The organism is Marinobacterium iners DSM 11526, from assembly GCF_900107855.1.
GTDB lineage: Bacteria > Pseudomonadota > Gammaproteobacteria > Pseudomonadales > Balneatricaceae > Marinobacterium > Marinobacterium iners.
On the sequence record NZ_FNRJ01000012.1, the window covers coordinates 80,999 to 93,800 of the forward strand.

General features: G+C 57.7%; 10 protein-coding genes. 3 read left to right on the top strand and 7 right to left on the bottom strand.

Features of this window, described 5'->3' with window-relative positions:
• Nucleotides 1-31 precede the first annotated feature (31 nt).
• The 5 genes from BLV48_RS12955 to BLV48_RS12975 form a co-directional block, all read right to left on the bottom strand.
• Nucleotides 32-2,209, bottom strand: coding sequence for a malate synthase G (locus BLV48_RS12955; protein ID WP_091827248.1), 2,178 nt, complete (start codon nt 2,207-2,209; stop codon nt 32-34).
• Between the two features lie 334 nt (nt 2,210-2,543).
• Nucleotides 2,544-5,786, bottom strand: a complete 3,243-nt coding sequence (locus BLV48_RS12960; RefSeq protein ID WP_091827215.1) for a mechanosensitive ion channel domain-containing protein — start codon at nt 5,784-5,786, stop codon at nt 2,544-2,546.
• Nucleotides 5,787-5,978: 192 nt separating this feature from the next.
• Complete coding sequence (serA, locus tag BLV48_RS12965; protein ID WP_091827216.1) at nt 5,979-7,211, bottom strand: phosphoglycerate dehydrogenase; 1,233 nt, start codon at nt 7,209-7,211, stop codon at nt 5,979-5,981.
• Between the two features lie 180 nt (nt 7,212-7,391).
• Nucleotides 7,392-7,673 (bottom strand): pyrimidine/purine nucleoside phosphorylase, encoded by a 282-nt coding sequence (gene ppnP, locus BLV48_RS12970; protein WP_091827217.1) that lies wholly within the window; start codon nt 7,671-7,673, stop codon nt 7,392-7,394.
• A gap of 75 nt (nt 7,674-7,748) precedes the next feature.
• Complete coding sequence (locus BLV48_RS12975) at nt 7,749-8,627, bottom strand: LysR family transcriptional regulator (RefSeq protein WP_091827218.1); 879 nt, start codon at nt 8,625-8,627, stop codon at nt 7,749-7,751.
• A 96-nt stretch (nt 8,628-8,723) separates the two neighbouring features.
• Between BLV48_RS12975 and BLV48_RS12980 the strand changes: the two genes are divergently transcribed.
• From BLV48_RS12980 to BLV48_RS12990, 3 genes are read left to right on the top strand one after another with little or no spacing between them, the layout of a single operon-like run.
• Entirely contained in the window at nt 8,724-9,962 is a 1,239-nt protein-coding gene (locus BLV48_RS12980) for an MFS transporter (protein WP_091827219.1), read from the top strand.
• The gene (locus tag BLV48_RS12985; protein WP_091827220.1) at nt 9,959-10,627 is read left to right on the top strand and encodes a fumarylacetoacetate hydrolase family protein; all 669 of its coding nucleotides are present in this window, start codon (nt 9,959-9,961) and stop codon (nt 10,625-10,627) included. The genes BLV48_RS12980 and BLV48_RS12985 overlap by 4 nt, the downstream gene beginning before the upstream one ends.
• 57 nt (nt 10,628-10,684) lie before the next feature.
• Complete coding sequence (locus BLV48_RS12990; RefSeq protein WP_091827221.1) at nt 10,685-11,098, top strand: CopD family protein; 414 nt, start codon at nt 10,685-10,687, stop codon at nt 11,096-11,098.
• A gap of 1 nt (nt 11,099) precedes the next feature.
• Here BLV48_RS12990 and BLV48_RS12995 read toward each other — a convergent pair whose 3' ends face one another.
• On the bottom strand, nt 11,100-12,143 hold the full coding sequence (locus BLV48_RS12995) for an acyltransferase family protein (protein WP_091827222.1): 1,044 nt from the start codon (nt 12,141-12,143) through the stop codon (nt 11,100-11,102).
• A 32-nt stretch (nt 12,144-12,175) separates the two neighbouring features.
• On the bottom strand, nt 12,176-12,802 hold the full coding sequence (locus BLV48_RS13000; RefSeq protein ID WP_091827223.1) for a ubiquinone biosynthesis accessory factor UbiJ: 627 nt from the start codon (nt 12,800-12,802) through the stop codon (nt 12,176-12,178).

Here is a 12,802-nt window from a genome sequence, read left to right on the forward strand (position 1 = left end):
GGCTTTTATTGCATACACGCTTGAAGCTGGTTCAGCCGGCCTGCTTGGCCTTCAGTTCCAGACGACGGCGGTGCAGCACCGGCTCGGTGTAGCCGCTGGGCTGTTCACAACCCTTGAGCACCAGTTCGCAGGCAGCCTGGAACGCGATGCTGTCATCGAAGTTCGGCGCCATCGGCTGATACAGGGCATCACCGGCGTTCTGACGATCTACCACCGCTGCCATGCGCTGCAAGGTTTCCATTACCTGCTCTTCAGTGCAAATGCCGTGGTGCAGCCAGTTGGCAATGTGTTGGCTGGAGATGCGCAGAGTGGCACGGTCTTCCATCAGGCCCACATCGTTGATATCCGGTACCTTGGAACAGCCCACACCCTGATCGACCCAGCGTACCACGTAGCCGAGGATGCCCTGGGCATTGTTGTCCAGTTCCTGCTGGATCTCTTCGGCGCTCCAGTTGGGATTCTGCGCAACCGGAATGGTCAGAATATCGTCCAGGCTGGCGCGGGTGCGGTTCTTCAGCTCTTGCTGGCGTGCAAAAACGTCCACCTGGTGATAGTGCAGGGCGTGCAAGGCAGCGGCCGTCGGGGACGGTACCCAGGCGGTGTTGGCACCGGCCATCGGGTGGCCGATCTTTTGTTCCAGCATGTTGGCCATCAGGTCCGGCATCGCCCACATGCCCTTGCCGATCTGGGCACGACCACTGAGGCCACAGGCCAAGCCGGTGTCGACGTTCCAGTCTTCGTAAGCCTTGATCCAGGCGGCGCCTTTCATGTCGCCCTTGCGAATCATCGGGCCGGCTTCCATGGAAGTGTGGATCTCGTCACCGGTACGGTCGAGGAAGCCGGTGTTGATGAACACCACGCGTTCCTTGGCGGCACGGATACATTCTTTCAGGTTGACGGTGGTGCGGCGCTCCTCGTCCATGATGCCCATCTTCATGGTGAAACGGGGCAGGCCAAGGGCGTCTTCCACACGGCTGAACAGTTCGTTGGCGAAGGCTACTTCTTCCGGGCCGTGCATTTTCGGCTTCACGATGTAGATGGAGCCGGTGGTGGCGTTGCGGAACGGGCCGTTGCCCTTGATATCGTGCAATGAAATCAGGGTGGTGACCACGCCATCCATGATGCCTTCAGGAATCTCGTTGCCGTCGCGGTCGATGATGGCCGGGTTGGTCATCAGGTGGCCCACGTTGCGCACGAACATCAGGCTACGGCCTTTCAACGCCAGGCTGCCGCCATTTGCCGCAGTGTACTCGCGATCCGGGTTCATGCGGCGAGTGAAGGTTTTGCCACCTTTCTGGATCTCTTCCGTCAGGGTGCCCTGCATCAGGCCCAGCCAGTTGCGGTAGGCCAGTACCTTGTCTTCGGCATCGACGGCGGCAACCGAATCTTCGCAGTCCATGATGGTGGTTAGCGCCGCTTCCATCAGGATGTCCTTCACGCCGGCAGCGTCGGACTTGCCGATCTGGCTGTCGCGGTCGATCTGGATTTCGAAATGCAGACCGTTGTGCTGGATCAGAATGGCGGTCGGGTTGCTGGCGCTGCCGTTGTAGCCGATCAGCTGGGCACTGTCCTCAAGACCGGTTTCACCACCATCACGTAGCACAACACACAGCTGGCCGTTCTGAATGCTGTAGCCGGCCGAATCCTTGTGCGATGCATCCTTGAGCGGGGCGCTCTGATCAAGGAAGTCACGACCGAAGGCGATCACCTTGGCTCCACGAGCCGGGTTGTAGCCCTGCCCCTTCTCGGCACCGTTCGCTTCCGATATGGCATCGGTGCCGTACAGTGCATCGTACAGGCTGCCCCATCGGGCGTTGGCCGCGTTCAGTGCGTAACGGGCGTTCATCACCGGTACGACCAGCTGGGGGCCGGCCATGGTAGCCATTTCCGGGTCCACGTTCTCGGTGGTGGCGGTGAAGTTTTCGCCTTCGGGCAGCAAATACCCGATCTCCTGCAGGAAGGATTTGTAGGCATCAAAACTGAAGGCAGTGCCACGGTTGTCGCGGTGCCAGGCATCGATCTGTGCCTGCAAGGCGTCACGTTTGGCCAGCAGCTCACGGTTACGCGGTGCGAGGTCGTGCACGATGCTGTCGAAGCGGCTCCAGAACTGCTCCACCTCGACGCCGGTGCCCGGCAGTGCTTCAGTGTTGATGAAATCGTAAAGCTCTTTGGCGACCTGCAGGCCACCGACCTGTACCCGTTGGCTCATCTTCTTGCCCCAATTGATTGAATCATCTGCTCCGGTGCAGTCCGGCAGCAGCAGGAATAACTGTCCATCAAAGGATTGTGCATTGCGAAAATAGCGCAAAAAAACGCGCCTGTCCCGCGTTTGCGCCTAAAGTATGAAGAAGTGGCTCAATGGTGGGGTTTTAGTGAAAGATCGCGGGTTGTTGACAGTTTTTCGCGAATGTTTGGTTGTTTTTTTACAAGACGGTCAGTGTGTATTCCGGTATGTGTGCATCTGCACTGTACCGACCCCGGCTTGTCGTAAATTTAGAACAACCGGCCCGCAGGCCGGTTGATGCACTCGCTTCCGCTGCAGCTCAGGCAGTTTCGGGGCCTGGGGTCGGCTTGGCGCGGTGCAGGTGTACATCGAGCTGCGGGAACGCGATCTCGATGCCGTTTTCATTGAACGTTTTGTTGATTGCCTTGTTCAGCTCATCCGTAACCGGGACGCGATCGGACATAGTGCTGACAAATACGCGCAGATCGATCTGCAGGCTGCTGTCGGCGAACTCTCTGAAATAGGCATCGGGTTCGGGATCATCAAGCACGCGCGGGTTGTTGTGCGCGACTTCCAGCAGCAGTTTTTCGGCCAGCTCCTCGTCGCTGCCATAGGCGATACCGATCTTGATTACGACCCGAGTAATGGCATCGCTGAGTGACCAGTTGATCAGTTGATTGGTGATAAACGTCTTGTTGGGGATGATCACCTCCTTGCGGTCCCAGTCGGTGATGGTGGTGGCCCGGATCTGGATACGGGACACGGTACCGGTGACATCGCCCAGTGTGACGGTGTCACCGATTCGGACCGGCTTTTCAAACAGGATAATCAGGCCCGAGACGAAGTTGGCTACGATCTCCTGCAAACCAAAGCCCAGGCCCACACCCAGAGCGGCAATCAGCCATTGCAGCTTGCCCCATTCCAGCCCGAACTGGCTGATGGCAACCAGCACACCAACCAGAATCAGGGTGTATTTCAGCAGGGTGGTGATGGCGTAGCTGGTACCGGGTGTCAGATCGAGGTGGCGCAGGGCCAGCAGTTCCAGCAGCCCCGGCAGGTTCTGGGCCGCCATAATGCTGATCCATAGCACCAGCAACCCCAGGATAAGATCACGCAGAGTGACATGGGTGAGTATCTGTTCCGCCCCCTGCTGAGAGAGGCTGCTCCAGAGTTGTACACTTTCCAGTACCTGCAGTGTCGGCAGGAAATCGCCCAGTGTCAGCCACAGCATGATGCCCAGCAGCAGCAGGGTAAGGCTTTTCAGCAGTATCCGAGACTGATCTGAGATGGTCTGCAGATCAAGGTAGTTTTCCTTTAGCGGTGCACTGTTGTCTTCACTGTTTTCGCGTGCGGCCACCAGCTCGGCCCTGCGAGCGCGGGCGCGGCTGAACGCCAGACGGCGCTCGGCGATCAACAGCCAGCGCAGGCCGAGCTTGAACACCAGAAAGGCGCCCAGCACCTGCAGAATCACCACCAGCAGGATCAGCATGAAGAACAGTGCGGTGAGGATATAGCCCCAGACACCGAGCAGGAACATGGCGATGTTGAACAGAATCAACATCGCGATCCAAAGGTGGGCGCTCTGCCACCAGCGCCGGCCCTGTGTCATCTGATTCAGCTCATGGCTGACACGCCAGATACCGCGCCAGAACAGAATCAGGGAAAGTGTCAGCAGCAGGAAGATCAGCCGCCCCAGACCGGTTTGCAGTTCGGGAGAGTTGTAGCTGTCGATCAGCAGCCACAGACTCAGTAACGGGGTGCCAAGCCAGAACAGCAGATGCAGCTGTCGTTTCAGGCGTTTGGCAAGCGCTTCGGGGGTTGCAAAATGACCGCAGAAAAGGCCATCAGGGACCCGTAGCCACTGCAGTACAGTGCCGTACAACAGCAGACTGGCAGCCCAGAGCAGCATCAGCTGTTGCAGCGCAAAGTGATCGGGGTGCGATGGATTGAGACTGTGTTCGCGCAACAGGATCAACAGCAGCGGCAAGGGGGCTGCAATCAAAGGAGCGAGCAGATACAGACGCAATGTGCGGGCAAAACGGTCATGCACTACGTTGCCCAGCTCGCGTACCCAGCGGGCGCGATTCTGGCGCTGATAGCGCTGCAGCCAGAATGCCAACAACAGGCTCATGACGAACATGATCACGCTCAACCCCAGTTGAGGAGTCTCATTCCATACCGCGGTTTGTGGCATGGGCTTCAGTTGCTGTGACAGAAGGCTGAAGCCGGAGACAACCTGCCCAGGCCAGGAGGCAGATATGGGAGTGACCACCGGCAGCCACAGCAACTGGCGTGCAATCAGGCCTCGAGCCTGTGAAATTCGCTCATTGAGCTGTTCCTGAACGGTTAGAAGTTGTGACAACTCACCGATCAGTTGTTGCCGGCGCTCCTGTATCCGGCTGAGCAGGTTTTCCTGACTGGCTTGCAGCTGCGTCAGCTGTTGCTGTTGTGCAGCGGACAGGGAAGCCTGTTCGGTGTTGGTCTGTGCATCCTGCTGTGCCCGCAAACGGTTGAAGTCGAGACTGCCAAGGCGTAAGGAGTTCAGCATCTGCCGTGTGGACAGCGTGTCGACCGGTCGTGAAAGGGACTGGGTGAAACGGCGCAACTCATAGCTGGCGCTGTAACTGTCCAGCTCCAGCTGTTGCTGGACGGTTTTGAGACTTTGGCTGACCAGGTTCAACTCCTGCTCCAGCGCATTGCGGCTGCGGGTAGCGGCCGCACTGCGCTCGTTGAGTTGCCCCAGCTGCTCGGTCAGTTCGCGGTTGCGCTCGATCAACTCCCGTATCGGCCCGGGCTGCGTGGCTTCGGCACCTGCCTGAATCAGGTTGCTCAGGGTGTTTTGCAGTTCATCCTGTCGCTTCTGCTCCAACAGCTGCTGCATCTGCGTCAGCTGTTCGCTCTCGGAGGTCAGCTGCTGCTGCAAATGACGCAGTTCCAGCCGGGCGCGTTCGCTTTCACCCGGCAGTGCCAGCAACTCCAGCTCCAGCGCCTGTATCTGGCTGTTGTGACGTTCCTGCAGTGCATTTTTCAGCTGCAGACGTGCATCGGTCAGTTGGCTGTCGCCCTCACCGGGAAAGTCGGGAATGCGAGGTGATGTCTGTTTCAAGTCTGCCAGCTGCTCACGCAGGGACACCAGCTTCTGCTCATTGAGCTCTGTCTGCTGCAACAGCTGGTCACGGCGCTGCTCCAGCTGCAGCAGAGCGGCCCGCTTAAGGGTCAAGCGTTGCTCAAGACTGACCGTATCGAGAGCCTGCAATGACTGCATGTCGATCGGTGTCAGGGGACGTTCCAGTTGGCGTTGCTGTTCTTCCAGTGCGGCGGGTTGACGTTCGAGCTGTTGCTGCAGGGCTTCGGCACGTTGCTGATATTGCCGCTGATCCTTGATGGCGCTCAGGGTGCGCTGATAAAGATCGCGCAATGGGGGCTGGCCACTTTCATCCTGGCTGAGCTGCTCAATTTGTCTTTCCAGCTGCGTTACCAGTTCTGGCGTTGCTGCCGAAAGAGAGGTGGCCAGCCCCAGCAGAAGAAACACTATCGGCGTCAGCAGTATTGATCGGATCATCCAGGAAGTCCGCACAGGGTCTAGGAACAGGAAGGCACAATGCCTTTTCGAGCATTCTAGCGTGACTCAGTGAATTTTAGCTGACTGTGACACGGTTTGGTGTGGCAGGGAAGGTGGTTACGGTTAGACACGTCCCAAACGCAAAAGGCAGGCCGAGGAGGCCTGCCTTTCAAAACAGCACCGGAAAGATGATCAGAACAGGCGGCGGCAACGAATGGTGCCGTTGACCTGCTGCAGTTTTTCCAGTGCCAGTTTGGAGTAGTCAGCGTCTACATCGATCACCACGTAGCCAACCTTGTCGTTGGTCTGCAGATACTGGCCGGAGATGTTGATGCCGTTCTCGGAGAACACGGTGTTTATCTGGCTGAGCACCCCCGGGATGTTCTCGTGTACGTGCAGCAGGCGGTGCTTGTTCGGATGCTCCGGCAGTGCCACTTCCGGGAAGTTGACAGAGGTGATGGAAGAACCGTTGTCGCTGTACTTGATCAGCTTTTCGGCCACTTCATAACCGATGTTTTCCTGTGCTTCCATGGTGGAGCCGCCCACGTGCGGGGTCAGGATCACATTGTCGAACTCACGCAGCGGGCTGATGAACTCGTCATTGTTGGAGCGCGGCTCGACCGGGAATACGTCGATGGCGGCGCCCAGCAATTTGCCGGCTTTCAGAGCTTCACACAGGGCATCAATATCGACCACGGTTCCGCGTGCGGCGTTGATGAAGATCGCATCCTGTTTGATCTGGTCAAACTGGGTGGCGCCCATCATGTTCTTGGTCGACGGCAGTTCAGGTACGTGCAGGGTGACAATGTCACACATGCCCAGCAGTTCAGGCATTGAACTGACCTGTTTGGCGTTGCCCAGTGGCAGCTTGGTGACGACATCATAGAAGTAGACATTCATGCCGAGGCCTTCGGCCAGCACGCTCAGCTGGGAGCCGATGCTGCCGTAGCCGACGATACCCAGCTTTTTGCCACGGATTTCATAGGAATTGTTGGCGCTCTTGAGCCACACGCCGCGATGTGCTTTGGCGTTCTTTTCGGCCACGCCGCGCAGCAGGATGATCGCTTCGGCCAGTACAAGCTCGGCCACGGAGCGAGTGTTGGAGTAGGGCGCGTTGAATACCGCAATACCGCCTTCAGTGGCAGCCTGCAGGTCGACCTGGTTGGTACCGATGCAGAAGCAACCCACGGCAACCAGTTTTTCGGCCGCTTCGAATACCTTACGGGTCAGCTGGGTGCGGGAGCGGATGCCGACAAAATGGGCGTCGCGCACCTTCTCGATCAGCTCTTCTTCGGGCAGTGATCCGGTGTGGAATTCGATGTTGGTGTAGCCCTGCGCGTTCAGCGTGTCGATCGCGGACTGGTGCACGCCTTCCAGCAACAGAATCCGGATCTTGCTCTTATCCAGAGAAGTAGTTTTGCTCATCGTCTGTGACTCATGCTGCAGCTGGGCGGAAACTCGTCCAGCCAGGAAAATTAAAGCGGGGATTCTAGCACAAACCTGAACCGCTTGTGTGCCGAGACAGACCGTTGCGAGCGGGAAAAATATTCAGCCGTGCTTGAATGAAAATGCAGCAGGGAGCCGGGCAGGCCGGCTCCGATGCGCTCAGCTGTAGTAGCAGAGGTAGGCGGTGGGGGTTTTGACCTGCAGATCGAAGGAGTCACCGGCGGTGATGTTGAACTCGGTGCCGGCCGGGAATGAGGTCCACTCTTCGCTGCCCGGCAGGCGTACAATCAGCTCGCCGGCAGTGACGATCATGCGCTCGTTCTGGCTGGTGCCGAAGGTGTACTCACCTGCGGCCATCACACCGGATGTGGCAGGGCCTTCGGGGGGTTCAAACGCGATGGAGACGACCTTGCCGTCAAAGTAGCTGTTGGTGCTGAGCATGTGCTCTCCTTAAAACAGAGGCCATGAGGCCGGGATAATGGGACAGCATGATAATCCTGACGGCAGCGGCTGTCATCAGCCGTTGCCGGCCTGCTCCAATACGAAATCGACAAAGGTGCGGTTGGCACGTGACAGCAGATGGCCCTTACGCCAGGCCAAAGACAGATCAAGCCAGACCGGCTGCTCAAAGGGCAGGGCGATCAGCTGTGGGTCGTCGGCTACTACCATCTCCAGCAGGGTGGTGATGCCAAAGCCGTGGCTGACGATCTGTTTGATCAATGGAATCAGGTTGGTTTCAAAACCGATATGGGGACTGACGCCGGCTTCGGCGCTGAGCCGGTCGATCACTTCACGGTGAAAGTACCCTTCCTTGAACAGGACCAGCTCCTCGGTGAAAAAGGCGTCATAGCTGATGTTGTCCCGCGTGGCCAATGGGTGATCCGCCGGCATGATGGCCATCATCTGGGCCTGGAAGAAACTGTGGGTTTCCAGATCATCCGGTGGCGTATCCGCCACGATGACGCCCATATCGATTTCGCCGCGGTGAATCATCTGCTGCAGCTGCCGCGTTCCGGCTTCAACCACTTCCAGCCGCAGCTGTGGGTAACGATGGCGAAAAGCCATCAAAATGGGCGGGAAGTAATAGGACCCCAACATACCGGGCACACCGACGCGCACTTCACCGCGTTCCAGCGCATGCAGTTCATGCATCTCGCGCTCGGCATCCCGTACCGCCTGCAGAATGGCGCGGGCATGACGCAGCAGCACCTGACCTTCATCGGTGAGGCTGACACGGCGTTCATTGCGATGAAACAGCTGCAGTTGCAGCGACTGTTCCAGCTTGCGAATCGCCATGCTGACGGCGGGCTGAGCAACATGCAGCTGCTCGGCAGCAGCACTGAAGCCGCCCAGTTCAGCCACGGTCATGAAATAACGCAGACTGCGAATATCCATATAAGAGTTTCTTATGTGTTGGATAATAACTATATATTTTATTGATCATATCCCGGCTGTTAGGGTGACACCAGTTTTTACCATCTGGAGTACTGCATGATCGAGTCCGGCAATCCCCTGTTCTGGCGTGCCACACTGGCGCTCTGTTTGGGGTCGTTCATGATTTTTGCCAATGTCTATGTGACCCAGCCGCTGCTACCGATGCTGGCGCAGGCATTTGATGTGTCACCTTTGGCGGCGGGATGGACCTTTACCGTCACCACTTTGACGCTGGGGCTGTCATTGCTGTTCTGGGGGCCGTTATCGGATGCTCTGGGACGTCGCTGGATCATGCTGTTAACCATGAGTGGCGCAACGCTGCTGACACTGCTGCTGTCGTTTACCAAAGATTACACCAGCATGCTGGTGTTGCGTGCAGTGCAGGGGATACTGCTGGCAGGCCTGCCGGCTATCGCCATTGCATGGATGGGAGATGAGTTCAGCCGCAAGGCGATGTTGCTGGCAGTCGGGCTCTATATCGGTGGCAACAGTCTTGGCGGGATTAGCGGCCGCCTGATAGGTGGCTTTGTGGGTGACTGGCTGGGCTGGTCGGAGGCATTTCTGGTAATGACACTGCTGAGCATCACCTGTCTGCTGCTGTTTGCCCTGTTGCTGCCACCGTCGCAACATTTTGAGCCGCGCCCTCTGCGGCCACGCCAGATGGCGGCTGATCTGGGCGGGCATCTGCGTAACCCACTGCTGTTGCTGGCGTACCTGATTGGCGGCTTCAACTTCTTTATCTTCGTGAATCAGTACAGCTATATCACCTTTGTACTGGCCGATGCGCCTTATACCCTGCCGGCAAGCCTTCTGGGTATGTTGTTTCTGACTTACCTGAGCGGCACGTTCGGCTCTTCCATATCGGGCAGGGCCGGGCAGCGCTGGTCGCAGCCAGCCTGTATGGCGGCAGGTATCCTGATCTTGATGCTGGGGTCGTTGCTGACGCTGGTCGACTCCTTGTTGATGATCGTGCTGGGGTTGTTGGTCAACAGTTTCGGCTTTTTCTTTGCTCATTCCAGTGCCAGCAGCTGGGTGAGTCAGAATGCACAACGTGCCCGTGCCAGTGCTTCTTCTCTCTATCTGCTGTTTTACTACAGCGGCGCCAGTGCTGGTGGCTTTTACCTGAACCCGTTCTGGGAGTGGCTCGGCTGGCCAGGGGTTATTCTGGGCTCATGGCTGATCCTGTTGCTGACCTTCGGGCTCAGTATATGGTTGCGATCACTTAAGTTGGCGGTCGAGACAGGGCGTGATTCTGCTAAGATTGCGTTAGATGTCCAGCCGGAGCAGACGAAATGAGTTATCAACACCGCAACGCCGATGCCAGCCTGATTGAGTTACCCACAGGCAAGGTGGTGTGTGTCGGACGCAACTATGCCGACCATGCCAAAGAGCTGAACAACCCGGTGCCGACCGAGCCGATTCTGTTTATCAAACCGGTCACCTCGCTGGTACCGTTGGAAGAGCCCTTCGATATTCCTGCCGGTTTGGGCGCCGTGCATTTCGAGACTGAACTGGCGGTGCTGATTGGCGAAACCCTGACGCAGGCGGATGAACAGCGTGCCCAACGTGCCATTGCCGGTATTGGTGTAGGGCTGGATCTGACCCTGCGTGAAGTACAGGATCAGCTGAAACAGAAAGGGCACCCCTGGGAGAAATCAAAGGCATTTGATGGTGCCTGCCCGCTCTCCGCATTTCTGTCGCCGGCGACAGCCGGTGATCTGACCGATGTGCAGATCCGTTTAAGCGTCAACGGTGAGGTACGTCAGGATGGCAACAGCGCCCGTATGCTCACTCCTGTGCTGAAGCTGCTGAGCTACATCAGCCAATGGTTTACGCTGCAGCCAGGCGATGTGGTGCTGACCGGTACCCCGGCAGGGGTTGGGCCTGTACGACCGGGCGACGAACTGCGGGTGGAACTGGTTGATCTTTTACGGGTCGATACCCGGGTCAACAATCACTGATACGTTCCGCATGGCGGCGCATGTTCAGGTAGTGGCAGGATCAATCAAGGAGACATCATGCTCTGGTACAAAATGCTTCATATACTGGCAATGACCAGCTGGATGGCCGGTATTTTCTATCTGCCGCGTATTTTCGTGCACTATGTTGAGGGCCGAGAGGCCGGCCAGGATGTATCCCGGCTGGAGATCATGGCGCGCAAGCTCTATGGTTTCATGACGATCATGGCCGTGTTTACGCTGGGGTTGGGACTTTGGCTTTGGCTGGGATATGGCTGGAGCGGTGGCTGGTTACACGCGAAACTGCTGTTTGTCGGTTTTCTGATTGGCTACCACTTCTGGTGTCGTGCCTATCTGAAACAGATGCAGCGCGGTGAGCTTAAACGCAGCGGGCGGTATTTCAGACTTTATAATGAACTGCCGCTGCTGATATTCATCCCGATTCTGATCTTCGTTGTGGTCAAGCCCTTCTGAATTAAACCCTTCCGGTGCTTTCCGCTTCTGCATGGGGGCGGAATCGCCCTCTGAACCAACTGAGAGCCGGTTGTTCGATCAGCCGATGGATCAATATGGCAACGCCAACGGCCGCGGACAATGCCAGTATAATTCCCACCCAGCCGGGCAATCCTGCACGGTAGGCGGCAGAGATAATGCCGTAGCCGATGTTCTGGTGCACCAGATACAGGCTGTAGGACAGGCGTCCCAGCCAGAGCAGGGGAGCTCGACACAGCCAGTCCAGCCGCCCGAGTACGGCCAGCATGAAAATGCCGTAGCTGGCAAATACAACCAGGTTGAATGGTGTCTTGTAGCTGAGCAGGCTGTGCCCTATCGCCAGTGCCAGCAGTGCCTGCTCAGCAAGGTTTGGGCGGCCATGACGGTACCAGCGGTAGATCAGCATGCCGCTGATGAACAGCGGAGCGTAGCGGGTGAGCAGCAAATCCTTGAGGATGAACGCCAGGCTGTCAGGTATCTGTTTCCATGTCAGTACTGCTGCATAGCTGATCAGCACCCATCCCCATAACACTGGACGAATACGTTTCCAGTCACGCACCCCGTAGTGCAGCAGTGCGATCCAGACGTAAAAGGTGGCTTCGATCACAAGGCTCCAGTAGGCGCCGTCTACATGTTCAAGGCCCAGGTACTCATGCAGCAGGGTAGTGTTGAGCAGTGCCGTGCCGAGGCTCACGGCTCTGTCTGCCGGCCCCAGCCAGTGAACGCTGGCAAAGGTAAGTGCTATGCCTGCCCAGAGTGCCGGCAACAGGCGAAAGGCCCTAGCCATGGCAAACAGATGTGGGGCCGGGGTGCGCTCCAGGGTCATGAATATGACAAAACCGCTGAGCATGAAGAACAGATGTACCCCGTAGCGACCGGCTTCAACCAGTGCCCAGGGGGTAAAGTCATGCTCATAGAGACGGTCATACCAGTAGATGTAGTGGAACAGCACCACGGCCAATGCAGCGAGTCCGCGCAGTGCATCCAGTGCGCTAAGGCGATCACTACCGGCTATTGCCCTGTTCATGCAAAGGGTCTCGGGAAGGGCATCGAGGCGGGTCAGTCTTTGGCTGAGGCACGCAGCCGTTCAAGTCGGCTGATACGGGCGTCCAGTCGGTCAGTGGCGGCGCGCAGGGCATCAATCTCGTCCTGTGCGATTTCGATCTCGACTCGTGTGGGCAGTAATCGGGCTTCTTCGTGCAGGTACTCTTCCAGGCTGTGCATGAAGCTTGAGCCCGTGCGCTGCAGCTGCTGACCGGTATTGCGCATCAATTGTGCCAGCGGGTGTGCCGCCGTATCGCCGATCAGATTTCCAAGCCAGGCTTCCCAATCGATTTGGCTATCGGCCAGAATTTGCTGCAGTGTGTGTGCCAAGCCGCTGTCGCCCTCGATACGAACGCCCTGCCCGAACAGAACCGCATTGCCGGCCGAGGGCAGGCGCATCAGGTTAAGTGCCGAGCCGTGCAGAGTAACATCGGCTGCCGTGGCACTTTGCCCCAGCAGGTCGATGCCCTGTGCATGGGGCAGCAGGTAGAGCTGAAATTCGGGAGCGGTGCAATGAACGGCGATTTCACGGCCAGACAGGGTTGCAAGTCGCTGCAGGGTGACCGGGTCCTGAGCCAGAATCCGGTTGAGACTTTCTTCTGCCAGTGTCAGCAGGGTTGCACCGATCATCCCCGTTACCAT

What these genes read in the sequence shown, in the direction of transcription:
- BLV48_RS12955 (WP_091827248.1), bottom strand. Translation starts at nt 2,209, where the DNA reads ATGAGCCAACGGGTACAGGTCGGTGGCCTGCAGGTCGCCAAAGAGCTT.
- BLV48_RS12960 (WP_091827215.1), bottom strand. Translation starts at nt 5,786, where the DNA reads ATGATCCGATCAATACTGCTGACGCCGATAGTGTTTCTTCTGCTGGGG.
- serA (WP_091827216.1), bottom strand. Translation starts at nt 7,211, where the DNA reads ATGAGCAAAACTACTTCTCTGGATAAGAGCAAGATCCGGATTCTGTTG.
- ppnP (WP_091827217.1), bottom strand. Translation starts at nt 7,673, where the DNA reads ATGCTCAGCACCAACAGCTACTTTGACGGCAAGGTCGTCTCCATCGCG.
- BLV48_RS12975 (WP_091827218.1), bottom strand. Translation starts at nt 8,627, where the DNA reads ATGGATATTCGCAGTCTGCGTTATTTCATGACCGTGGCTGAACTGGGC.
- BLV48_RS12980 (WP_091827219.1), top strand. Translation starts at nt 8,724, where the DNA reads ATGATCGAGTCCGGCAATCCCCTGTTCTGGCGTGCCACACTGGCGCTC.
- BLV48_RS12985 (WP_091827220.1), top strand. Translation starts at nt 9,959, where the DNA reads ATGAGTTATCAACACCGCAACGCCGATGCCAGCCTGATTGAGTTACCC.
- BLV48_RS12990 (WP_091827221.1), top strand. Translation starts at nt 10,685, where the DNA reads ATGCTCTGGTACAAAATGCTTCATATACTGGCAATGACCAGCTGGATG.
- BLV48_RS12995 (WP_091827222.1), bottom strand. Translation starts at nt 12,143, where the DNA reads ATGAACAGGGCAATAGCCGGTAGTGATCGCCTTAGCGCACTGGATGCA.
- BLV48_RS13000 (WP_091827223.1), bottom strand. Translation starts at nt 12,802, where the DNA reads ATGGTAACGGGGATGATCGGTGCAACCCTGCTGACACTGGCAGAAGAA.